This window comes from Pseudomonas sp. MWU13-2105, from assembly GCF_023242315.1.
In the GTDB taxonomy this organism is placed as follows: domain Bacteria; phylum Pseudomonadota; class Gammaproteobacteria; order Pseudomonadales; family Pseudomonadaceae; genus Aquipseudomonas.
The window spans coordinates 272181-294390 of record NZ_JALLIY010000006.1 but is presented as its reverse complement, the minus strand read 5'-3'; the positions used below and the strand labels follow the sequence as shown (position 1 = coordinate 294390).

The window sequence follows — 22210 nt, the reverse complement described above, 5'->3', positions numbered from 1 at the left end:
GTGGACCCGTCGGTGGTGGTGTTGAATGCTGGAAAGCAAAATCAGAATCAGGCTACAAGCTCTTGTATTGAAGGGCTGTAGGGGGATGTAGGGATAAGGGAAAAATTTTTGCGGGAAGGCGGGTCTGCAAAGGTGAAAACAGGCTTCCGCTCAACATATTTATTGCCGTCTTGATACATGGGGTGATTTTTGGGTGGGAGGAAGAAACGACCATTCAATTGTTGCAATTGGTTTCGGAGTAAATATGTCTGGATGACAGTCGGTCCTACAGGGAAAACGCAATATAGAACGGTTGCTTTGAACTGCGTGCTGCGCGTGTTGTATGAAATATCTTACGTGTCGGTATTTTCAGGGTTGGTTAAACTCCTTGGGGGGCGCACTTGTCTCATGTTGAAGTGTTGACATGATTGAGGGTGTCTATTTAGATTTAAATTGTCCAGTGCGCGTTCGGACAAAGTAAACATTGTAGAGGCGTTTTATTCGGAGCGGACTGATTGCCGGTTAAGACCTCAAAAATAAAGGCGAAATCATGAGTCCAACATCATTGCAAAGTCACTTCGAGATATTTGAACAAGACAAATCGATGCAGCAGTTTGGTGAGATTTTTATTGAGGCGTTAACCCGTCATCTCGGAAATTTAAAAATACCAGGTAGAGCTATATTCGACAATTTTCGGAGGGGCCCCCTGTTCGCGCAGGTCGATCAAATAGCTGAGATTCAGAATGCAATGCACGAAGTACTTTGCCATCCGACCACTCAAGAAGCTCAGACTTACGCCGAAAATACATTTAAAGCCTTTCTCAGAAAAAACAAGACAGACACAGGTGTTTTGAAATTTTTCAATGGATGGAATGAAACCCACAAAACAACGAGCTTAGTCTCTGCCAAAATTATCATGCGTTTATCTGCGGATGCTCTATCCGTATCTGCCGAAAAGCGAGCTGGATACCATAAGGTTATGGCACACATGCATGAGGTTGCGAAAGATGATTTCGGCCTTGGGCACAAGGGGCATGATGGCATGTACGGTTATATGACGGAGGCCTTTGGAGCTCCTGGCTGGGTAGAAAGTCAGTATAAAGTTGATGAGTGTGAAGAGTTCTCTGTATTCCTCTACGCTACTGGCGTAGCGGAACATAAATCCCCCCTTGAATTCTATTGAACATAAACAATCCATCATGGATGCTATGATGGTTTCCATCGCTTCAGAGCTTTGGAGCGGGCGAGAATATAATTTCATCGCTCAATACATTGAGAAAAAACTTATTTCTTTCAATCCCTTGTTGAGTCGCAACGTTCAAAATCTGCGAAATGCAAAAGGATATGTATTGGGTCATGCTGGAGAAGTAGAAAGCAAGCACGGCCTACATGCTTTGGCAGCAGCACAAACTTATGGTCGAACGGTAGACCTGAAATTTGAGGTTGATCGCCTAAAAAAATAATGCTCGATTACAATCAGCGTGTCGGAAAAGCATTCAATTTTTTTGCATGCGGCTTTGATCTCGACAAGTCAGTGATACTCATCTTGGATTCTCGTATGTCCAAGCCTCCAGGGCCTTCTCAGGCAGCTTTAAGCATGCTATATGTTAGTCGGTATAATATACTCCGATTGATCTTCTATGATCGTATAGTAAGTTGGTCGGAGTCTCTGAATATCCGCTGGGTCGAATTTAATAATACCTGGTTTAAGAATGCAAATCCTGGCAGGATATTTTATATGGATTTTGAGCACGCCTTAATTGCGTTGGGTTTTTTTGCTTTTTGCGGTGGCTTGATTGATGCGGCCGTTGGAGGCGGCGGACTTGTACAGCTACCCGCACTTTTACACGCTTTACCTCAATACAGTTTGGCTACGGTTTTTGGAACCAACAAGCTGGCGGTTTTAGCGGGTAATTTTTCTTCCATATTCACCTATCTCAAAAGAATAAAAATCATATGGAAGCTTATGCTTCCGATTATGATTTCAGCTTTTGTATTTTCCTTCTTTGGCGCCCTCTCTGTTTCGCTCGTTCCCAAGAGGCTCATGGAGTATGTTGCTTTCTTTGTTTTGATCGTGATGGCTACTTATACTTTTGTAAAAAAGGACTTGGGTCGGGTCAGTTCCAATATTCAAGTCGGAAAGAAAGAAACTTTGCTAGGGTTTTTTTGGGGTGGGTTAATCGGGTTTTATGATGGCGTGTTCGGACCCGGTAGCGGCAGCCTTCTGCTTTTTGTTTTTGTAAGGTGTTTTGGATTCGATTTTCTAAATGCATCCGCTTCAGCAAAGTTGGTTAATTTAGGAACATTTAGCGCGGCGCTAATATTTTTTATCCCGTCTGGTAACGTTTTATGGACCCTGGGTGGAGTCGTTGCCGCCTGCAATATTGCAGGCTCTATCACTGGGGCTTTTTTAGCGCTGCGTTATGGAAGTGGCTTTATTCGGATATTCTTTTTGATTTTACTTGTGTTTCTCATTGGCAGGATGGGGGTGTCCATATTCTTATAAATCAAACCGTTTGTCAGTGAACGACAAAAAACAGGTTGTCGCCTTTACCCAATCCAATTCTGAATCAGTAATCCTCCCCTCGCTCGGTAATATCCTTCTCCACAGGGGGCGCATTGGGATCCTGGCCAACCGGAAATTTCCCCTTGAGATTCCAGGCAAAGGCGATGATCTCGGCGATGGTCCGGTACAACTCCTCCGGAATACTGTCGCCCAACTCCATCCGCGCCAGCAGTTTCACCAGTTCGGCATTCTCGTAGATCGGCACTTCATAGTCGCGGGCCAGCTTCAGGATGGCTTCGGCCAGCTCCTCGTCGCCCTTGGCGGTGAGGGTCGGGGCTTGCTGGCCGTCGTACTTGAGGGCGATGGCCTGGCGTGGAGTGTTGGGATTCTTCATGCGGTTTCGTCGACCCAGCGTTGGTCCAGTCGGGTTTGCTTGCCCTGGGGGGGCGTGCCCTGATGGCAATCGAGGTCGCTGACATTCAGGCCCGAGGCCCGCAGGCGTTCACGCAACTCGCCCAGCTGGCTGGCGATCAGGCTGGCGGTGTAGGGACGTTCGGCCCATAACTGGCTGGACAGGCTGCCCCGCACCAACTGTGCCTGGACTTGCAGCGGCCCCAGCGGTTCCAGGTCAAAGGCCAGCTCCACTCGCCACAGTTGTTCCTTCTGCTCGCGCTTTTCGCGTTTTTCCTGCTCGTGTGTCGGCTCCTTTTCCTCATGCTGGATCTTGATCTGCAAAGGCACGATGTCCTGTAGGTTGCGCATGGGGATTTCCAGTTGCCAGGTGGTCTGCAGATTGCCCTCAGGGGTGCGCCCGGTCTGTTCCAGGCTGGAAAGCTGATGGCTTTGCAGGCGCGAAACGGCGGCCGCGGCCAGGCGCAGGAGGCCTTCCAGGTCGCCATCGTCGGTGAGGCTTTGCAGCAGGCGCGAGGGCAGGGGAAAACTGATCGGCTGGGTCGGTTCGCCGACCTGGCCGAGGGTGCCCAGGGCACTGCGGACGAAACCCGGTAGGGCGCGCGCGAGCAGGCTGGCGGTGATTGCGGGATCGAAGCTCGGGCTGCCGGGCAATTGCGGCATGATCTGGGCGATCAGGCGCAGCAGGTTGCTCTTGAGGTCGGGTGTCAGCGCCGGGTTCTGCCCTTGCAACAGATTGGCTTCGAGGAACAGTCCGCTGTTTTGCAGGGCCTGGGCCAGGCCCTTGGGGTTGCTCAACTGGTTGATGTCGGGCAGGTCCGCCAGCAGGGTGTTGATGGCCGCGCGCAGGTCGGCGGGCAGGTCGGCGTTCCGGGGCAGGTTCTGCAGGGTACTGATCAGGCTGTCCAGCGAACCTTGCCGACCTTGTTGGGTAATCAGTTGCTGGGCCACCGCCAGTTGGTCCTGGCGGGCGGCCAGTGGCACCAGGCTCAGGCTCTGCGCGCCCTGCACCAAGGCGCTCAGCAGGCTGCCGATGCGCAGTGGCTGCGGGCTGTCGAGGGTCAGGGTGGTACCGCTCAGGGCCGTATTGAGCAGAGTCACCAACGAGCGATAGACCGCCGGCTGTCCGGGTGTCTGTGGCAGTAACTGGGCGGTCATGACCTTGCCTTGCAGCAAGGTGCCGACCGGCAGTTGTGTGGTATCCAGGCGGGTCAGGGCGGCGATACTGGCACTCAGCGCCTGCTGTACGGTGATCGCCAGGTTGCCGGGCGACGGTTGGGTCACCGCGACACTGGTGCCTTCTGGCAGCGGTTGGTTGCTGCTGGCCTGTACGGTGGTCTGGCGACCGTTGTCGGTGGTGACCTTGAGCAGTAACTGGAAGGTCTGGTCGGTCTGCTTGAGGGAGAGGACTTCGGCTTGGGCGCTTTGCCCGGGAGCGATCAGGCCGGCGAGCGGCGGTGTCAGTTGCAGCAGTTCGCTGGCCAGCAGCATCGGACGGCTGTTGGCCGGGATCAACTGGGGCAGGGGGAGGATGGTGAGTTCGCCTGTCATCGGGTCGCAGCCTGTCGAAATAGCCCTCTTTGGAGTAGGGCATCGCATGTATAATGCGGTCTATCTCCGAAGTGTGTCCAAAATAGCGCAAAAATTGACACAGCTCTGTAGGTCGAGCTGCAAAAGCATTTATTCTGCTTCACTTTAACGGCTGCGCCCGTGTCGACTTGAACTGTAAAAAGGCCTCGATTATTTGACCAGCCCTCTTCTAGAAGCCTTGGCGCTCGCCTGTGAACGGGACGGGCGGCTGCTCTTCGAGCACCTCCAATTGCAGCTGCGTCCTGGCGACCTGTTGCAGATCAGCGGCCCCAACGGCAGTGGCAAGACCAGTCTGTTGCGCCTGCTGGCGGGCCTGATGCAGCCGACCGCCGGGGAAGTACAGCTTAACGGGCAACCGCTGAATGCCCAGCGCAGCGAGCTGGCGCGGACGCTGTTGTGGATCGGTCATGCCGCCGGGATCAAGGACCTGCTGACCGCCGAAGAGAACCTCAGTTGGCTCTGTGCCCTGCATCGGCCGGCCGGCCGCGAGGCGATCTGGCAGGCCCTGGCGGCAGTCGGGCTGCGCGGTTTCGAGGACGTTTCCTGCCATACCCTGTCCGCCGGCCAGCAGCGCCGCGTGGCCCTGGCCCGTTTGTACCTGGACAGCCCGCCGCTGTGGATTCTCGACGAACCGTTCACCGCCCTGGACAAGCAAGGCGTCGCCCAGCTCGAAGAACACCTGGCCGGCCATTGCGAACGCGGCGGCATGGTCGTGCTGACCACCCACCACAGCCTGGCCCGCGTGCCGGCCGGTTATCGCGATCTCGACCTGGGGCGGTGGGCCGCATGAGTGTCTTCGGCTTGTTGTTCGCCCGTGAGGCACGCCTGTTGTTTCGTCGTCCGGCGGAGCTGGCCAATCCGCTGGTGTTCTTCGCCATTGTGATCGCGTTGTTCCCGTTGGCGGTCGGTCCCGAGACAAATATGTTGCAAACCTTGTCTCCGGGCCTGCTCTGGGTGGCGGCCCTGTTGTCCGTCCTGCTCTCGCTGGACGGGCTTTTCCGCAGTGATTTCGAGGACGGTTCGCTGGAACAGTGGGTCCTTTCGTCGCACCCCCTGGCGCTTCTGGTTTTGGCCAAGGTACTGGCACACTGGGTTTTTTCCGGCCTGGCCCTGGTCCTGCTCGCGCCTTTGCTGGCGTTGATGCTCGGATTACCGAGTGCCTGCTTGCCGGTGCTGTTGTTATCGCTACTCTTGGGTACGCCGGTACTGAGTCTGCTCGGTGCGGTAGGGGCGGCCCTGACGGTGGGATTGAAGCGTGGTGGCCTGTTACTGGCGCTGTTGATCCTGCCGCTGTACATCCCGGTACTGATTCTCGGCAGCGGGGCCTTGCAGGCCGCGTTGCAGGGCATGCCGGCCACGGGTTACCTGCTCTGGCTGGGCAGCCTGGCCGCCCTGGCGGTGACCCTGACACCTTTTGCAATAGCGGCTGGCCTGAAGATCAGCGTCGGCGAATAATGAGGTCTGGTCCGTTGATGACCAGCGAAGACCCTTGGATGTACCGTGATGAACTGGACTTGGTTTCATAAGCTGGGCTCGCCCAAATGGTTCTATGGCATCAGCGGGCGCCTGTTGCCCTGGCTGAGCGTGGCCGCCGTACTGCTGATCGGTACCGGGGTGGTCTGGGGCCTGGCCTTCGCGCCGCCGGACTACCAGCAGGGCAACAGCTTTCGCATCATCTACATCCACGTGCCGGCAGCCATGCTGGCCCAGTCCTGCTATGTGATGCTGGCGGTCTGTGGTGTGGTGGGGCTGGTGTGGAAGATGAAACTGGCCGACGTCGCGTTGCAATGCGCCGCGCCCATCGGTGCCTGGATGACCGCCGTGGCGCTGCTCACCGGGGCCATCTGGGGCAAGCCGACCTGGGGCGCATGGTGGGTCTGGGATGCGCGCCTGACCTCGATGCTGATCCTGCTGTTCCTCTATTTCGGCCTGATCGCCCTGGGCAACGCCATCACCAATCGCGACAGCGCCGCCAAGGCCTGCGCGGTGCTGGCGATTGTCGGGGTGATCAATATCCCGATCATCAAATACTCGGTGGAGTGGTGGAGCACCCTGCACCAGGGCTCGACCTTCAGCCTGACCGAAAAACCGGCGATGCCGGCTGAGATGTGGCTGCCGCTGTTGCTGACGGTGCTGGGTTTCTATTGTTTCTTCGGCGCCGTGGTATTGCTGCGCATGCGCCTTGAAGTGCTCAAGCGCGAAGCACGGGCCAGTTGGGTCAAGGCCGAAGTCCTCAACGAGTTGGGGGTGGCGCGATGAGTTTTGCCACTTTCGGCGATTTTCTCGCCATGGGTCATCACGGCCTGTATGTCTGGTCGGCCTATGGCATCTGCCTGGCCGTGCTGGTCCTGAACGTCGCGGCGCCGATCCTGGCCCGGCGGCGTTACCTGCAACAAGAGGCGCGTCGTCTGCGCCGGGAGAATGCCAAGTGAACCCGCTGCGCAAAAAGCGCCTGATCATCATCCTCGCCATCCTGGTCGGCGTCGGCGCCGCCGTGGGCCTGGCCTTGAGTGCGCTGCAGGAAAACATCAACCTGTTCTACACTCCGACCCAGATCGCCAATGGCGAAGCGCCCCACGGCACACGGATTCGCGCCGGCGGCATGGTCGAGAAAGGCTCGTTGCAACGTTCCGGCGATTCGCTGGACGTGACGTTCGTGGTCACCGATTTCAACAAGTCCGTCACCATTACCTATCGCGGCATCCTCCCGGACCTGTTCCGCGAAGGGCAGGGCATCGTTGCCCTGGGCAAGCTGAATGCCGCCGGTGTGGTGGTGGCCGATGAAGTGCTGGCCAAGCACGATGAGAAATACATGCCGCCGGAAGTCACCAAGGCGTTGAAGGACAGCGGTCAATCCGCCCCGACGCAAGCCAAGGAGGGTTGATCAATGATTCCTGAGTTGGGCCATCTGGCCATGATCCTCGCGTTGTGCTTTGCCCTGGTGCAAGCCAGCGTCCCGCTGTTCGGCGCCTGGCGCGGCGACCGCCTGTGGATGAGCCTGGCGCGGCCGGCGGCCTGGGGGCAGTTCGCCTTCCTGGTGTTCGCCTTCGGGGTGCTGACCTACGCCTTCATGACCGATGATTTTTCCGTCAGTTATGTTGCCAACAACTCCAACAGCGCCTTGCCCTGGTACTTCAAGTTCAGTGCCGTGTGGGGCGCCCACGAAGGTTCGTTGCTGCTCTGGGCGCTGATCCTCGGTGGCTGGACCTTTGCCGTCTCGGTCTTTTCCCGGCAACTGCCGCAGGTGATGCTGGCCAGGGTGCTGGCGGTGATGGGGATGATCAGCACCGGCTTCCTGCTGTTCCTGATCCTCACCTCCAACCCGTTCTCGCGGATCCTGCCGCAGATCCCGGCGGACGGTCGCGACCTCAACCCGTTGTTGCAGGACGTCGGCCTGATCGTTCACCCGCCGATGCTCTACATGGGCTATGTCGGCTTCTCGGTGGCCTTCGCCTTCGCCATCGCCGCCTTGCTCGGCGGCCGTCTCGACGCCGCCTGGGCGCGCTGGTCGCGGCCCTGGACCATTGTCGCCTGGGCGTTCCTGGGGGTCGGTATCACCCTCGGCTCCTGGTGGGCCTACTACGAACTCGGCTGGGGCGGCTGGTGGTTTTGGGACCCGGTGGAAAACGCCTCGTTCATGCCCTGGCTGGTGGGCACGGCGCTGATCCACTCCCTGGCGGTCACGGAAAAACGCGGGGTGTTCAAGAGCTGGACCGTGCTCCTGGCCATTGCGGCGTTTTCCCTGAGCCTGCTGGGGACCTTCCTGGTGCGTTCCGGGGTGTTGACCTCGGTGCATGCCTTTGCCTCCGACCCGGCGCGCGGGGTGTTCATCCTGATCTTCCTGCTGTTCGTGGTCGGTGGATCGCTGACCCTGTTCGCCCTGCGCGCGCCCGTGGTGAAAAGCCATGTCGGCTTCGACCTGTGGTCGCGGGAAACCCTGCTGCTGGGTAACAACCTGGTGCTGGTGGTGGCGGCCTCGATGATCCTGCTGGGCACCTTGTATCCGCTGGTGCTTGATGCCCTCAGTGGCGCCAAGCTGTCGGTCGGCCCGCCGTACTTCAATGCCTTGTTCATCCCGCTGATGGCGCTGCTGATGGTGGTGATGGCGGTCGGCGTGCTGGTGCGCTGGAAAGACACCCCGGTGAAATGGCTGGTGGGCATGCTGACCCCGGTGTTGCTGGGTAGCGTTGCCCTGGCGGTGGTGGCCGGGCTGGTCTATGGCGATTTCAACTGGGCGGTGCTGGCGACCTTCCTGCTGGCGGCCTGGGTGCTGCTGGCCGGCGTCCGCGACATCCTCGACAAGACCCGCAACAAGGGCCTGATCAAGGGCCTGCAGAGCCTGACCCGCAGCTATTGGGGCATGCAGCTGGCGCACCTGGGTATCGCGGTCTGCGCCCTGGGCGTGGTGCTGTCGAGCCAGGAGAGCGCCGAGCGTGACCTGCGCATGGCGCCGGGCGAGTCCATGGAACTGGGCGGCTATCACTTCATCTTCGAAGGCGCCAAGCATGTCGAGGGGCCGAACTTCACCTCGGACAGAGGCACGATCCGGGTCATTGAAAACGGCAAGGAAGTGGCGTTGCTGCACCCGGAGAAACGCTTGTACACCGTGCAGCAATCGATGATGACCGAAGCCGGGATCGACGCCGGTTTCACCCGTGACCTCTACGTCGCCCTCGGCGAGCCGCTGGAAAACGGCGCCTGGGCGGTGCGGGTGCACGTCAAGCCGTTCGTCCGCTGGATCTGGTTCGGCGGCCTGCTGACCGCCTTGGGCGGTGCCCTGGCGGCGCTGGACCGGCGTTATCGGGTCAAGGTGAAAAGCCGCGTGCGTGAAGCACTGGGCCTGAGTGGAGCGACGGCATGAAGCGTTGGTTGATGGTATTGCCGCTGGCGGCGTTTCTGCTGATGGCTGTATTCCTTTATCGTGGTTTGTACCTGGATCCCTCCGAGCTGCCGTCGGCGATGATCGGCAAGCCGTTCCCGGCGTTCGCGTTGCCCAGCGTGCAGGGTGACAAGCAACTGAGCGTGGCCGACCTGCAAGGCAAGCCGGCGCTGGTGAATGTCTGGGGCACCTGGTGCATTTCCTGCCGGGTCGAGCACCCGGTGCTGAACAAACTGGCCCAGCAGGGCGTGCTGATCTATGGCGTCAACTACAAGGATGACAATGCCGAGGCATTGAAGTGGCTGAAGGATTTCCATAATCCCTACCAGCTGAATATCCGTGACGATCAAGGCTCCCTGGGCCTGGACCTGGGGGTGTATGGTGCGCCGGAGACCTTCTTCATCGATGCCAAGGGCGTGATTCGCCACAAGTACGTCGGGGTCATCGACGAGACGGTCTGGCGCGAGCAACTGGCGAGTGTGTATCAGTCGCTGGTGGACGAGGCCCGGCCATGAAGCGCTGGTTAGCCGCGGTCGCCCTGGGCCTGGCCGGCATGGCCCATGCCGCCATCGACACCTATGAGTTCGCCAACGACGCCGAGCGTGAACGCTTTCGCGACCTGACCAAGGAACTGCGCTGCCCCAAGTGCCAGAACCAGGACATCGCCGATTCCAATGCGCCGATTGCCGCTGACCTGCGCCGGGAGATTTTCCGCATGCTCGGCGAGGGCAAGGACAATCAGCAGATCATCGATTTCATGGTCGATCGTTATGGCGACTTCGTGCGCTACAAGCCGGCCCTGAGCGGCAAGACCGCCTTGCTCTGGTTCGGCCCGGCCGGCCTGCTGCTGGGTGGCTTCGGCGTGATTGCGCTGATCATCCGCCGCCGTCGTGTCGAGGGCGCCGCCGCCCCGGACGCGCTTTCCGCCGAGGAGCGCCAGCGCCTCGACCACCTGCTGGATAAGAAAACCGAATGATTGATTTCTGGCTCGCTACAGGTCTGTTGTTACTGATTGCCCTGAGTTTCCTGTTGATCCCGATCCTGCGCGAGCGTCGCGTGCAGCGCGAGGAAGACCGCACCGCATTGAACGTCGCGCTCTACCAGGAGCGTGTCGCCGAGTTGCAGGCGCAACAGGTTGAAGGCGTGCTCAGCGCCGAACAGATGGACAGCGGTCGGGCGGAAGCGGCCCGCGAGCTGCTGGCCGATACCGAAGGTGTAGCGCCGGCTCGCGTCTCGCGGCTGGGCAAGCCGCTGCCGCTGCTGGCGGCGTTGCTGGTGCCGGTGCTGGGCCTGGTGCTGTATTTGCATTTTGGTGCCAGCGACAAGGTCGAGTTGACCCGTGAATTCGCCCAGGCACCGCAATCCGTGGAAGAGATGACCCGGCGCCTGGAACGGGCGGTGGCGGCCCAGCCGGACTCCGCCGAGGGCCTGTATTTCCTCGGGCGGGCCTATATGGCCCAGGATCGCGCGGCCGATGCGGCGAAGGCTTTCGAGCGGGCGGTCAAGGTGGCCGGACGCCAGCCGGAGTTGCTCGGGCAGTGGGCTCAGGCGCAGTACTTTGCCGACGGCAAGCGCTGGTCGCCGCAGGTCCAGGCGCTGACCGACGAAGCCCTCAAGATCGACCCGAAGGAAGTCACCAGCCTCGGGCTGTTGGGGATCGCGGCGTTTGAAGGGGAACGTTACCAGGAGGCCATCGACTACTGGAAGCGCCTGTTGGTGCAATTGCCGCCGGACGACAACTCCCGGGCGGCGTTGCAGGGCGGTATCGACCGCGCCAGTGAAAAGCTGGTGGCGAGCGGTGGCAAGGTCAAGGTCGCCGAGGTGCCTGTGGTCAAGGCCGCGCTGTTGAAAGTGCGGGTGGATCTGGCGGCGGAGCTGAAAGCCAAGGTCCAGCCGGGCGACAGTGTCTTCATCTTTGCCCGGGCCACCCAGGGGCCGCCCGCGCCGCTGGCGGCCAAGCGCCTGACTGTCGCCGACCTGCCGGCCACCGTCGAACTGGGGGATGCGGACGCAATGATGCCGCAATTGAAACTGTCGAACTTTCCTGAAGTCCAACTGGTTGCACGGGTATCCCGCGCCGGCCAACCGACGGCGGGCGAGTGGATCGGGCGCAGCCGGCCGTTGGCCAGCAGCACCGCCGCGCAACAGAACCTGACCATCGACAGCCCGGACAAATAGAGAATTCGCCATGACCGCCATCGCTCGCTTCACCCTGTTAACGCTGGTCCTGGGGTTGAGCGCTTGTGCGGTGCATCGCCCGCCGCCGGAGGGGCCGACGATCCCGCCTGCCGGTCCGACGACCCAACCTTATCCATCGGGTACGCCGGGCAGGCCGATCCCACCGAGCAAACCACGTCCGAGCTTCTCGCCGACTTTTGCCCCACCGCCGGGTGGTAACAGTCATTGGGACGGGCAGATGGGCGTCTATGTCCTCGACAATCAGTCCAACACCTTTTATCGCCAGCGCACCTACTACCGCTGGAGCAACGGCTGGAGCCGCGCCATCAGCCCCAACGGGCCCTGGGAGGACACCGATATCCATGGCGTGCCGCCGGGGTTGAGCAAGCAGTTCGGGCAGTGAGTGAGAACGGTTTATCTCCCATCCAAGGAACCTGGTACCCCATGAATTCGATTTTCGGCAAGTTGGCCCGCCGTAGTGCGTTGGCCTCGGCGATGAGCCTGGCGGTATTGATCTCTGCTGGCCTTGCCCAGGCCGCCGATGCCCCGGCCCAGCGGGTGGCGGTGCGCGGTGAAATCACGGCGCTCGACGGCGATGCCCTCAAGGTCCATACCATTGGCAATGAAGATGTCACGGTAGGCCTGAGCAAGGACACCCAGGTACGCGCTGTGACCCTCGCCAAGCTCTCGGATATCAAACCCGGCAGCTACATCGGCACGGCAGCGATGCCTGGCCCGGATGGCACGCTGACGGCGATGGAAGTGCATGTATTCCCGCCGGAGCTGGCCGGTACCGGGGACGGTCACCGGCCATTCGATCTGGCGCAGGGCAGCACCATGACCAATGGCCGGGTGGGTGAGTTGAAGGTCGCCAATGGGCGGACCCTGACCCTGAGCTACAAAGGCGGGGAGAAGAAGGTCGTGGTGCCGGACGATGTGCCCGTGGTCAATCTGCTGCCAGGCGATCGCAGCTTGCTCAAGCCGGGGGTGAAGGTGGTGCTGTTTGCCCAGCAGGGCGCGGATGGCAAGTTGACAGCGGCGGGGATTTCGGCAGGCAAGGATGGGCTCAAGCCGCCGATGTAGCGGCCGTTCCATTGTCTCGAACACACCGCCCCCCCTGTAGGAGCCGGCAAGCCGGCTCCTACAGGGGGGGCGGTGTGTTCAATGCCGCGTGGTATCAGTTACTTGCCGTTGTAGATCTGATCGAACACGCCACCATCATTGAAGTGGGTCTTTTGCACTGTGCGCCAGTCTCCGAAGGTCTTTTCCACCGAGAGGAAGTCGACTTTCGGGAAGCGGTCGGTGAACTTGGCCAGCACCTGCGGATCACGCGGGCGCAGGTAGTTGTTGGCGGCGATTTCCTGGCCTTCCGGCGACCACAGGTACTTCAGGTATTCCTCGGCCGCCGCGCGGCTGCCTTTCTTGTCGACCACCTTGTCGACCACGCTCACCGGTGGCTCGGCCTCGGCGGACACGCTCGGATAGACCACTTCGAACTGGTCGCGGCCGAACTCGCGGGCAATCATTTCCGCTTCGTTCTCGAAGGTCACCAGCACGTCGCCGATCTGGTTGGTCATGAAGGTGGTGGTTGCCGCGCGACCGCCGGTATCGAGCACCGGGGCCTGCTTGAACAGCTTGCCGACAAACTCCTTGGCCTTGTTCTCGTCACCGCCGTTCTTCAGTACATAGCCCCAGGCCGACAGGTAGGTATAGCGGCCGTTACCCGAAGTCTTGGGGTTCGGCACGATTACCTGGACACCGTCCTTGAGCAGGTCCGGCCAGTCTTTCAGGGCCTTGGGGTTGCCCTTGCGGACGATGAACACGGTGGCGGAAGTGAACGGTGCGCTGTTGTTCGGCAGGCGCGTGACCCAGTTGTCCGGCACCAGCTTGCCGTTGTCCACCAGGGCGTTGATGTCGGTGGCCATGTTCATGGTGATCACGTCCGCCGGCAGGCCGTCGATGACCGAGCGCGCCTGTTTGCTGGAGCCGCCGAAGGACATCTGCAAGGTGATGTTTTCATTGTGTTCGGCCTGCCAGTGCTTCTGGAACGCCGCGTTGTAGTCCTTGTAGAAGTCACGCATCACGTCGTAGGAAACGTTCAGCAAGGTCGGTGCGGCCTGGGCCAGGCTGGCAAAGGCCAAGCCAGCGGCCAAAAGTGAGGCGCCAAAGAGTTTTTTCACTGCGCAGTCCTTGTTTCAGCTGAGAGAGGGGCAATTTGCCAGCAACTATAACGGCGCTGACATAGTCATTTAAAGATTAAAAAATACTTTGCTTATTCTATTTTATTGTATAGAGCATTGCCGCAGCGAGAGCAGAAAGAGGCTTCCGGCTCGTGGCTGTTTTTCCCGCAGACCGGGCAGTCGTGCTTGTGCGAGTCACCGCGCATGGCGCTGGCCAATTCGGCGGTGAAGATCCCGGTGGGCACGGCGATAATCGAGTAACCGGTGATCATCACCAGGGATGAAATTACCTGGCCCAGCACGGTCTTGGGCACGATATCGCCATAACCCACGGTGGTGAGGGTAACGATAGCCCAGTAGATCCCCTTGGGAATGCTGGTAAAGCCATGTTCCGGGCCTTCGACCACGTACATCAGGGTGCCGAACACGATCACCAGGGTGCAGACGCTGAGCAGGAATACCAGGATCTTCTGCTTGCTGCCGCGCAGGGCGTCGAGCAGGTAATGCGCCTGTTTCAGGTATGGGCCGAGCTTGAGTACCCGGAAGATCCGCAGCATGCGGATGATGCGGATGATCAGCAGGTACTGGGCGTCGCTGTAGTAGAGCGCGAGGATCCCCGGCACGATGGCCAGCAGGTCCACCAGCCCGTAGAAGCTGAAGGCATAGCGCAGCGGCCGTGGCGAGCAGTACAGGCGCAGCAGGTACTCGATGGCGAAGATGACGGTGAAGCCCCATTCGATATAGGCCAGGGCGTCGGCGAAGGTCTGGTGGAAACTCTCGATGCTGTCGAGGATCACGATCACCAGGCTGGCGAGGATGATCAACAGGAGGATTTTGTCGAAGCGCCTGCCGGCGATGGTGTCGGTCTGGAAAACCATGACGTAGAGCCGCTGGCGCCAGTCGTTGTTGCTGTTCATGAGGTGTTGCCCAAGCTTATGGATGCGGGAAGCGTGGGGGATTGCCGGTCAATGCGCAAGCCGGGGGGCTTTGGCGGGAGCATTGGGTGCACTTCCACAGGGCTTTGCGGCGTTTTCAGGATTCCGTTTCCTTTGCCGGCCAGCATTGGGTTTGCTGTCTGCTGTTGCTTGTCTGGTGCAAGACACGGGCCCCGGCCTGAACCAGCCAGGAGGCGAGGATAAAGGGCGCGGTCAGCGGCGCCAGGCCGAGGGCGGAAAAACCGGGTGTCAGCAGGCTCGCCAGGAGTATGCCGATCAGCGCGGGCCAGGGTGTTCGCTGCCGTTGGCTCAGGGCGAGGGCGACCAGCGCCGGGTTGTAGCCGGCCAGTCCGAGCTGGGTGTGGGACGCCGGATCGTGCAGGAGGGTCAAGGCCAGTCCGACGGTGCTGCCGAGGAGCGCCCAGAAGGCGGCGCGGCGATTGGCGAGCAGCAGTCCGATGAGGATCGACAAGGCCGCCAGGGGCTGGTCGAGGAACATGATCTGGCCCAGGCTGATAAAGACGGCGTTGGCGTAGGCAATGGTGTTATCGAGGGCGGGTGGCAGGCTGTTCGGTTGGGCGACGGTTATGCAGGCCAGCAGCAACCAGCCCAGGCCGACGAAGGGCGCGGTGTAGGCGGGCAGGCTCTGGGCGTCGCCGGCATGTTTGAGCCATTGCCGGACCAGGATCGCGCTCAGGCCGGAGGCGGCGATGATCAGCGGCGGGAGCCATGTCGACCAGGGCAATTGCTGGCTGAGCAGCAGGCCCAGCAGCACGCCGTTGTAGCTGTAGAGACCGGCCTGGCGTTCGGCCTTGGGGTAGTCGCGACGTTGGGCGGTGAGCAGGCCGGCAAGACCGCCGAGCAGCGCGCCGCCGAGCAGGGCCGGTGCGCTCAGGAGTATCGCCAGCAGGCAGCACAGGCCGCAGAGCGGATGGCACTGCAGGAATATCTGGCTGAAGCCGTTGAGCAGGGCGGTTGCCCAGTCCGGGCAGTGGGGTGTGTTGGGCGTCTTCGGCATGCTGATGTGTCAGGGGGATTCTTTGGGGGCGCAAGACCGCTTTCGCGAGCAAGCTCTGCTCCTACAGGATCTGCGCTCGACGCAACATTCTGGGAGCCGGCTTGCCGGCGATGGCGACCGAGCAGGCAATGCACGGCTCACGGGCCTCAGCGCGGCAAGCTCGCTCCTACAGTTGAGCGCGTGCAGCCGGGAGGGGGCTAGCGCTCGCGAATCGAGAAATTCGCCATATGCTCCAGGCCCTTGATCAGCGCCGAATGGTCCCACTGGCTGCCGCCGATGGCCGCGCAAGTGTTGAACACCTGCTGGGCATTCGCGGTGTTGGGCAGGTTGATATTCAACTCGCGGGCACCGGCCAGGGCCAGATTCAGGTCCTTCTGGTGCAGGCTGATGCGGAAGCCCGGGTCGAAGGTACCCTTGATCATGCGCTCGCCATGCACTTCGAGGATCTTCGACGAGGCAAAGCCGCCCATCAGGGCCTCACGTACCTTGGCCGGGTCGGCGCCGTTCTTCGCGGCGAACAACAGCGCTTCGGCCACTGCCTGGATATTCAGGGCGACGATGATCTGGTTCGCCACCTTGGCGGTCTGGCCGTCACCGTTGCCGCCCACCAGGGTGATGTTCTTGCCCATGTGCTGGAACAGCGGCAGGGCGCGGGCGAAGGCCTGGGCGTCGCCGCCGACCATGATGCTCAGGGTCGCGGCCTTGGCGCCGACTTCACCGCCGGACACCGGGGCGTCGAGGTACTGCGCGCCCTGCTCGTTGATCCTGGCCGCGAACGCCTTGGTGGCAGTGGGCGAGATCGAACTCATATCGATGACGATTTTGCCCGGACCGACGCCGGCGGCAATCCCGTCGGCACGCAACAGCACGTCTTCGACCTGCGGCGTGTCCGGCACCATGACGATGATGAACTCGGCTTCCCGGGCCACTTCCTTCGGGCTCGCCAGAGCTACCGCGCCGGCATTGATCAGGTCGACCGGGGCGGCGTCGTGGTGGTTGGACAGGAACAGGCTGTGACCTGCCTTTTGCAGATTGGCGGCCATGGGATGGCCCATGATGCCGGTGCCGATAAAACCGATTTTAGCCATGATAAGGTCCTCTTTTTCTTATATCGCGTTATGGGTTTTCAGCCAGCCCAGCCCGGCTTCGGTGCTGGTCAGCGGCTTGTATTCGCAGCCGACCCAGCCCTGGTAACCGATGCGCTCCAGGTGCTCGAACAGGAACCGGTAGTTGATTTCCCCGGTTCCCGGTTCATGCCGCCCGGGGTTGTCGGCCAGTTGCACATGGTTGATCTCGGCCAGGTGCTCGGACAGGCGCCGCGCCAGGTCACCTTCCATGATCTGCATGTGGTAGATGTCGTATTGCAGGAACAGGTTGGCGCTGCCCACCTGATGGCGGATCGACAGGGCCTGTGCCGTGGTGTTCAGGTAGAAGCCGGGGATGTCGCGGGTGTTGATCGCTTCCATCACCAGGCGGATGCCGACGGCTTCAAGCTTGTCGGCGGCATACTTGAGGTTGGCGACGAAGGTCTTTTCCAGCACAGCCTCGTCGACGCCCCGGGGGCGGATGCCGGCCAGGCAGTTGAGCTGGGTATTGCCCAGCACCTGTGCATAGGCGATGGCCAGGTCGACCCCGGCGCGGAACTCCTCGACCCGCTCCGGGTGGCAGGCAATCCCGCGTTCGCCCTTGGCCCAGTCGCCGGCCGGCAGGTTGAACAGCACCTGGGTCAGGCCATGGCTGTCGAGTTGTGCCTTGATCTCGGCTGAGCTGAAGTCGTAGGGGAACAGGTACTCCACACCGCTGAAACCGGCAGCGGCGGCGGCCTTGAAACGGGCCAGGAACTCCTGTTCGGTGAACAGCATGGACAGGTTGGCGGCAAAGCGTGGCATGGTGATCTCCTTGCGAATCGATACAAAGCATTTGGGCAGACCGCGGGCGCAACGCGTGCTCTCGGGAGGAGATCACCAGCGCCCGCGGATCGTGTTTATGCCCGGATGGATCAGTCGAGCAGCGCAATCGCCGTCGGCGCATCGTTGCCGACCAGCGCCAGGTCCTCGAACTCGTTGATAGCGTTGATCTCGGTGCCCATGGAGATATTGGTCACCCGCTCGAGGATGATCTCGACAATCACCGGCACCCTGAACTCCTCGATCATGGCCTGGGCCTGACGCAGCGCGCCCTGGATCTGCTCCGGCTCGAACACCCGCAGGGCCTTGCAACCCAGGCCCTCGGCGACGGCCACGTGGTCCACGCCATAGCCGTTGAGCTCGGGAGCATTGAGATTGTCGAAGGACAGCTGCACGCAGTAGTCCATGTCGAAGCCACGCTGGGCCTGGCGGATCAACCCCAGGTAGGAGTTGTTCACCACCACATGGATATACGGCAGCTTGAACTGCGCGCCCACCGCCAGTTCCTCGATCATGAACTGGAAGTCATAGTCGCCGGACAGTGCCACCACCTTGCGGTTCGGGTCGGCCTTGACCACCCCCAGAGCGGCCGGAATGGTCCAGCCCAGGGGGCCGGCCTGGCCGCAGTTGATCCAGTGCCGTGGCTTGTAGACGTGGAGGAATTGCGCGCCGGCAATCTGCGACAGGCCGATGGTGCTGACATAGCAGGTGTCCTTGCCGAATACCTGGTTCATCTCTTCATAGACGCGCTGGGGCTTGACCGGCACGTTGTCGAAGTGGGTCTTGCGCTGCAGGCTGGCCTTGCGTTGTTGGCAATCGTTCAGCCAGGCACTGCGATCCTTGAGCTTGCCGGCGGCCTGCCATTCATGGGCCACTTCGATAAACATGCTCAGGGCCGCGGCGGCGTCGGAAACGATGCCCAGGTCCGGGGTGAATACGCGGCCGATCTGGGTCGGTTCGATGTCCACGTGAATGAACTTGCGCCCTTCGGTGTAGACCTCGACGGAACCGGTGTGCCGGTTGGCCCAGCGGTTGCCGAGGCCCAGCACCACATCGGATTTGAGCAGCGTGGCGTTGCCGTAGCGGTGGGAGGTTTGCAGCCCGACCATGCCGACCATCAGCGGGTGATCGTCGGGAATCGTGCCCCAGCCCATCAGGGTCGGGATCACCGGAATGCCGGTCAGTTCGGCGAACTCCACCAGCAACGCGCTGGCATCGGCATTGATGATGCCGCCACCGGCCACCAGCAACGGACGTTCGGCCTGGTCGAGCAGGGCCAGCGCCTTCTCGACCTGGATGCGCGTGGCGCCTGGCTTGGCCAGGGGCAGCGGTTGGTAGGCGTCGATATCGAATTCGATCTGGGCCATCTGCACATCGAACGGCAGGTCGATCAGCACCGGGCCGGGACGACCGGAGCGCATCTCATAAAAGGCTTTCTGGAAAGCGTAGGGCACCTGGCCGGGTTCGAGCACGGTGGTCGCCCACTTGGTCACCGGCTTGACGATGTTGGTGATGTCCACGGCCTGGAAGTCTTCCTTGTGCAACCGCGCCCGCGGTGCCTGGCCGGTGATGCAGAGGATCGGGATCGAGTCGGCGCTGGCGCTGTACAGGCCGGTGACCATGTCGGTGCCGGCCGGGCCCGAAGTGCCGATGCACACGCCGATATTGCCGGCCTTGGTACGGGTATAGCCCTCGGCCATGTGCGAGGCGCCTTCGACGTGGCGAGCAAGGACGTGATCGATACCGCCGAGCTTTTGCAACGCGCTGTACAGCGGGTTGATCGCGGCACCGGGAATGCCGAAGGCGGTGTCCACCCCTTCGCGGCGCATCACCAGGACGGCAGCTTCGATTGCTCTCATTTTGCTCATTGTTTTGTGCCTCTTGCGTTTTGTAATTGTATACAAGTTGCTGTGTGGCGAGTTTATTCACGCCGGACGACGCTGGTCAATGCCTTTTCTAAAATGATTGTCAGATTGGTTCTGAGGCCGTTTGTCGGAGATTTTGGTGATTGTTGTTGTGTTTTTGTATACAAAAATATTTAACATTGTGTTCTATTTGTTTGGTCGGACGCCTTCGGAAACGGAGCGTAACGGCTCTCCCTCACTCGATAAGGACGGCACCATGAGCGCTTTAACCTTGAACGTCGCAGTCAACCTGGCCAGCCAGGCGATTTCCGCCGGCCGAGCCATTTCGGCGGCACCGCTGACCATTGCGGTGCTGGATGGCGGTGGTCACCTGGTGACACTGCAACGCGAGGACGGGGCGAGCCTGTTGCGCCCGCAGATCGCCATCGGCAAGGCCTGGGGCGCGATCGCCCTGGGCAAGGGCTCGCGCTTGCTGGCGCTGGACGCGCAGCAACGGCCGGCGTTCGTGGCGGCGTTGAACAGCCTGGGGCAGGGCTGCGTGGTGCCAGCGCCGGGTGGGGTGTTGATTCGTGATCAGGAGGGGCGGGTGATCGGCGCCATCGGGATCACCGGGGATACTTCGGATATCGACGAGCAGTGCGCGATCAGTGCGGTCGAGGCGTTGGGGCTCGTGGCGGACGCCGGGGTGTCAGTCGGATAGGCGGCGATTGCACTGACGCCTTCGCGGGCAAGCTCCGCTCCCACAGTAATTCGCCTCGAACCTCAACTTTGTGTGCGACCGAGAACCTGTGGGAGCGGAGCTTGTCGGGTCGCCGCACCGCCGCGAATGTCGCGAAGCGGTCTATCGATCCGGCTCACAACCTTTGAGCACCAGGCGCACGATGGTCTGCGCCGCCGCCTCATAGTCGGCGTCTTCCAGCTTGGCCTTGCCGGTGATCGAGGAGATCTGCCAGTCGAAATCGGCATAGGTCTGGGTCGCGGCCCAGATGCTGAACATCAGGTGATGGGGATCGAGCGGGGCGATCAGGCCGCGGTCGATCCAGGTCTGGATGCAGGCGATATTGTGCCGGGCCTGGGCGTTGAGCTGTTCCACCTGCTCGGGACTCAGGTGCGGCGCGCCGTGCATGATTTCACTGGCGAAGACCTTGGAGGCGAACGGCAGGTCGCGGGAGATACGGATCTTCGAACGGATATAGCCGGCCAGTACCTCGGCGGGCACGCCCGCCGGGTTGAACGGCGTCGAGGCCCGGAGGATCGGCTCGATAATGCTTTCCAGCACCTCGCGGTAGAGGTTGTCCTTGGATTTGAAGTAGTAGTAGACGTTGGGCTTGGGCAGGCCGGCCTTGGCCGCGATATCGCTGGTTTTGGTGGCGGCGAAGCCCTTGTCGGCGAACTCTTCGCTGGCGGCGCGCAGGATCAGTTCTCGGTTGCGTTCGCGGATGGTGCTCATAAACCAGGTTTTTCCTTGCCGGCCCGGGCGGTTGGGCATGGTAGCACCGGGGTTGCGCAAGGCTCAAGAATGGCCCTTCCACACGTCTGAATGAGCAAAGTCGGTCAGGCCCTTGAGCCCTGCGCTGTCCTCTCGGCCGCCATCGTCGGCAAGCCGGCTCCTACAGGGGATTTGAGCATGACCACGAAATGTGGTGGTGCGCACAACTGTATGAGCCGGCTTGCCGGCGATAGCGCTCGACCCGGCGCCACAGGACTTACGGCAGCATCAGAAGTGGTACTTGATCAACAGGCTCGCGGTGTCCTGGTTGGTCTTGAACTCCCCGCTGCTCTCAAGGCCGTACTTGTTCTTCCAGTAGTCGTACTCGATCCCTACGTACAACTGCTTCTCGCCCCAATGCAGGGCCTTGCCCAGGTCGTACTTGATCTGTGGGTTGAAGTGCAGGTTGGCGTGGTAGGTCCCCCGGGCATTGCGGTCGTTGTCCACCACCCAGTCCATATAGCCGTCGATCAGCACATCGGAGCCGCCCACCGGCAAGGTATAGGACCACACCGGGGTGATCTGCCAGATATTGCTGCCCGGGCGGTTGCTGTCGGTATGGCGCTGGTAGAAGTTCAACTGGAAGTAGTCGAACCCGGGGACGTCCAGGTCGAAGCCGGGGCCGAACAGGTAGGCGTTGGTATCACCTTCGCCGAACTCGTAGGTCATGGCCAGCAGCACGTCCTTGACCGGGCCGAAGGCGAACGAACGGTCGAAGATCTTGCCCATGGACAGGCGCGGGGTGAACTCGCCGTAGTAGGTGTTCGGGCCGAGGCGGGTATCGGCCTTGCCGTTGTAGAAGATCCGGTCGAGGAAGAAGAAGTTGTCGCCGTACTTCCAGGCGTCGGCGTGCTCGAAGGTGACGGTCTGCTGGATCTGCGGGTTGACGGTGAAATTCTTGCCGTACAGGTAGGTCAGGCTGTTGTTCTGCCATTGCAGCAGGTCGCCTGCGCAGGCGGCTCCCGTGCCCAGCAGGGTGGCGGACAATATCAGGCTCGTACAAGTGCGCTTCATGGGTGTGTTCCCTAAGGTCAGTGGTTCGACGAATCCGTCGTTCGGCACTCCGGGTCTGGCGCCGTTTTTCGTTGTTGGCCACCACCGGCTCGCCAGCCGGCCTGCTCCTGGCAAGGGCTGGATCAAGGCAAAAAGAGTCAAAGGCTCCTCGTCCGGCTGTCCGTGAGACAGTCGAGCACGGGGGGCTTCGATGGGCCTTGGGGGTGTCCCGCGCCGGGATAGGCCGGCGCTTGGCTCAGGTGTCGGTGGCGATGGCTGA

General features: G+C 61.0%; 25 protein-coding genes. 15 read left to right on the top strand and 10 right to left on the bottom strand.

All coding sequences use genetic code 11. The features are described from left to right. Positions 1 to 529 precede the first annotated feature (529 nt). The 3 genes from M5B96_RS11085 (at position 530) to M5B96_RS11075 (ending at position 2485) form a co-directional block, all read left to right on the top strand. Positions 530 to 1162: a hypothetical protein gene (locus M5B96_RS11085; protein ID WP_248796750.1), complete on the top strand. Its 633-nt coding sequence runs from the start codon at positions 530 to 532 to the stop codon at positions 1160 to 1162. Continuing rightward, complete coding sequence (locus tag M5B96_RS11080; RefSeq protein ID WP_248796749.1) at positions 1149 to 1442, top strand: hypothetical protein; 294 nt, start codon at positions 1149 to 1151, stop codon at positions 1440 to 1442. The genes M5B96_RS11085 and M5B96_RS11080 overlap by 14 nt, the downstream gene beginning before the upstream one ends. 275 nt (positions 1443 to 1717) lie before the next feature. Then, the gene (locus M5B96_RS11075; RefSeq protein WP_248796748.1) at positions 1718 to 2485 is read left to right on the top strand and encodes a sulfite exporter TauE/SafE family protein; all 768 of its coding nucleotides are present in this window, start codon (positions 1718 to 1720) and stop codon (positions 2483 to 2485) included. 64 nt (positions 2486 to 2549) lie between these two features. Here the strand turns inward: M5B96_RS11075 and M5B96_RS11070 are convergent, their stop codons facing one another. Next, positions 2550 to 2879 (bottom strand): EscU/YscU/HrcU family type III secretion system export apparatus switch protein, encoded by a 330-nt coding sequence (locus M5B96_RS11070; RefSeq protein ID WP_103499449.1) that lies wholly within the window; start codon positions 2877 to 2879, stop codon positions 2550 to 2552. Next, positions 2876 to 4447, bottom strand: coding sequence for a flagellar hook-length control protein FliK (locus M5B96_RS11065; RefSeq protein WP_248796747.1), 1572 nt, complete (start codon positions 4445 to 4447; stop codon positions 2876 to 2878). Before M5B96_RS11065 ends, M5B96_RS11070 begins: the two co-directional genes overlap by 4 nt. Positions 4448 to 4640: 193 nt before the next feature. Between M5B96_RS11065 and ccmA the strand changes: the two genes are divergently transcribed. From ccmA to M5B96_RS11010, 11 genes are read left to right on the top strand one after another with little or no spacing between them, the layout of a single operon-like run. Beyond that, complete coding sequence (ccmA, locus tag M5B96_RS11060; protein WP_248796746.1) at positions 4641 to 5276, top strand: cytochrome c biogenesis heme-transporting ATPase CcmA; 636 nt, start codon at positions 4641 to 4643, stop codon at positions 5274 to 5276. Next, positions 5273 to 5941 carry a heme exporter protein CcmB gene (ccmB, locus tag M5B96_RS11055; RefSeq protein WP_248796745.1) on the top strand — a complete coding sequence of 223 codons (669 nt, stop codon included), beginning with the start codon at positions 5273 to 5275 and terminating at the stop codon, positions 5939 to 5941. Before ccmA ends, ccmB begins: the two co-directional genes overlap by 4 nt. Positions 5942 to 5986: 45 nt before the next feature. Beyond that, positions 5987 to 6745, top strand: coding sequence for a heme ABC transporter permease (locus M5B96_RS11050; protein WP_177145196.1), 759 nt, complete (start codon positions 5987 to 5989; stop codon positions 6743 to 6745). Further along, on the top strand, positions 6742 to 6918 hold the full coding sequence (gene ccmD / locus M5B96_RS11045; RefSeq protein ID WP_248796744.1) for a heme exporter protein CcmD: 177 nt from the start codon (positions 6742 to 6744) through the stop codon (positions 6916 to 6918). Before M5B96_RS11050 ends, ccmD begins: the two co-directional genes overlap by 4 nt. Beyond that, the gene (gene ccmE / locus M5B96_RS11040; RefSeq protein ID WP_248796743.1) at positions 6915 to 7370 is read left to right on the top strand and encodes a cytochrome c maturation protein CcmE; all 456 of its coding nucleotides are present in this window, start codon (positions 6915 to 6917) and stop codon (positions 7368 to 7370) included. Before ccmD ends, ccmE begins: the two co-directional genes overlap by 4 nt. 3 nt (positions 7371 to 7373) lie before the next feature. Then, positions 7374 to 9347: a heme lyase CcmF/NrfE family subunit gene (locus M5B96_RS11035; RefSeq protein WP_248796742.1), complete on the top strand. Its 1974-nt coding sequence runs from the start codon at positions 7374 to 7376 to the stop codon at positions 9345 to 9347. Beyond that, a complete protein-coding gene (locus M5B96_RS11030; protein WP_248796741.1) occupies positions 9344 to 9880 on the top strand; it encodes a DsbE family thiol:disulfide interchange protein in 537 nt (178 codons plus the stop codon). The genes M5B96_RS11035 and M5B96_RS11030 overlap by 4 nt, the downstream gene beginning before the upstream one ends. Then, a complete protein-coding gene (locus M5B96_RS11025) occupies positions 9877 to 10341 on the top strand; it encodes a cytochrome c-type biogenesis protein CcmH (RefSeq protein ID WP_248796740.1) in 465 nt (154 codons plus the stop codon). Before M5B96_RS11030 ends, M5B96_RS11025 begins: the two co-directional genes overlap by 4 nt. After that, complete coding sequence (gene ccmI, locus M5B96_RS11020) at positions 10338 to 11543, top strand: c-type cytochrome biogenesis protein CcmI (protein WP_248796739.1); 1206 nt, start codon at positions 10338 to 10340, stop codon at positions 11541 to 11543. Before M5B96_RS11025 ends, ccmI begins: the two co-directional genes overlap by 4 nt. A gap of 10 nt (positions 11544 to 11553) precedes the next feature. Then, a complete protein-coding gene (locus tag M5B96_RS11015) occupies positions 11554 to 11946 on the top strand; it encodes a hypothetical protein (protein ID WP_248796738.1) in 393 nt (130 codons plus the stop codon). Positions 11947 to 11987: 41 nt separating this feature from the next. Next, entirely contained in the window at positions 11988 to 12626 is a 639-nt protein-coding gene (locus tag M5B96_RS11010; RefSeq protein ID WP_248796737.1) for a DUF5666 domain-containing protein, read from the top strand. A gap of 98 nt (positions 12627 to 12724) precedes the next feature. Here M5B96_RS11010 and M5B96_RS11005 read toward each other — a convergent pair whose 3' ends face one another. The 6 genes from M5B96_RS11005 to gcl all read right to left on the bottom strand — a co-directional run bounded on the left by M5B96_RS11005 (position 12725) and on the right by gcl (position 19451). Further along, entirely contained in the window at positions 12725 to 13723 is a 999-nt protein-coding gene (locus M5B96_RS11005) for a sulfate ABC transporter substrate-binding protein (RefSeq protein ID WP_248796736.1), read from the bottom strand. Positions 13724 to 13815: 92 nt separating this feature from the next. After that, complete coding sequence (locus M5B96_RS11000; protein ID WP_248796735.1) at positions 13816 to 14640, bottom strand: ion transporter; 825 nt, start codon at positions 14638 to 14640, stop codon at positions 13816 to 13818. A gap of 115 nt (positions 14641 to 14755) precedes the next feature. Then, positions 14756 to 15676 (bottom strand): urea transporter, encoded by a 921-nt coding sequence (locus tag M5B96_RS10995; protein WP_248796734.1) that lies wholly within the window; start codon positions 15674 to 15676, stop codon positions 14756 to 14758. 197 nt (positions 15677 to 15873) lie between these two features. Continuing rightward, entirely contained in the window at positions 15874 to 16764 is an 891-nt protein-coding gene (locus M5B96_RS10990) for a 2-hydroxy-3-oxopropionate reductase (protein ID WP_248796733.1), read from the bottom strand. An 18-nt stretch (positions 16765 to 16782) separates the two neighbouring features. After that, the gene (gene hyi / locus M5B96_RS10985) at positions 16783 to 17565 is read right to left on the bottom strand and encodes a hydroxypyruvate isomerase (RefSeq protein WP_248796732.1); all 783 of its coding nucleotides are present in this window, start codon (positions 17563 to 17565) and stop codon (positions 16783 to 16785) included. 110 nt (positions 17566 to 17675) lie between these two features. Beyond that, the gene (gene gcl, locus M5B96_RS10980; RefSeq protein ID WP_248796731.1) at positions 17676 to 19451 is read right to left on the bottom strand and encodes a glyoxylate carboligase; all 1776 of its coding nucleotides are present in this window, start codon (positions 19449 to 19451) and stop codon (positions 17676 to 17678) included. Positions 19452 to 19704: 253 nt separating this feature from the next. Here gcl and M5B96_RS10975 point away from each other — a divergent pair, with 253 nt between their 5' ends. After that, positions 19705 to 20148 (top strand): GlcG/HbpS family heme-binding protein, encoded by a 444-nt coding sequence (locus M5B96_RS10975; RefSeq protein WP_248796730.1) that lies wholly within the window; start codon positions 19705 to 19707, stop codon positions 20146 to 20148. Positions 20149 to 20289: 141 nt separating this feature from the next. On the opposite strand, the gene M5B96_RS10970 is transcribed toward M5B96_RS10975, so the two are convergent. Both M5B96_RS10970 and M5B96_RS10965 read right to left on the bottom strand, forming a co-directional pair. Next, positions 20290 to 20898: a TetR/AcrR family transcriptional regulator gene (locus M5B96_RS10970; protein ID WP_248796729.1), complete on the bottom strand. Its 609-nt coding sequence runs from the start codon at positions 20896 to 20898 to the stop codon at positions 20290 to 20292. Positions 20899 to 21165: 267 nt separating this feature from the next. Further along, complete coding sequence (locus M5B96_RS10965; protein ID WP_248796728.1) at positions 21166 to 21951, bottom strand: outer membrane protein OmpK; 786 nt, start codon at positions 21949 to 21951, stop codon at positions 21166 to 21168. Between the last annotated feature and the right edge of the window lie 259 nt (positions 21952 to 22210).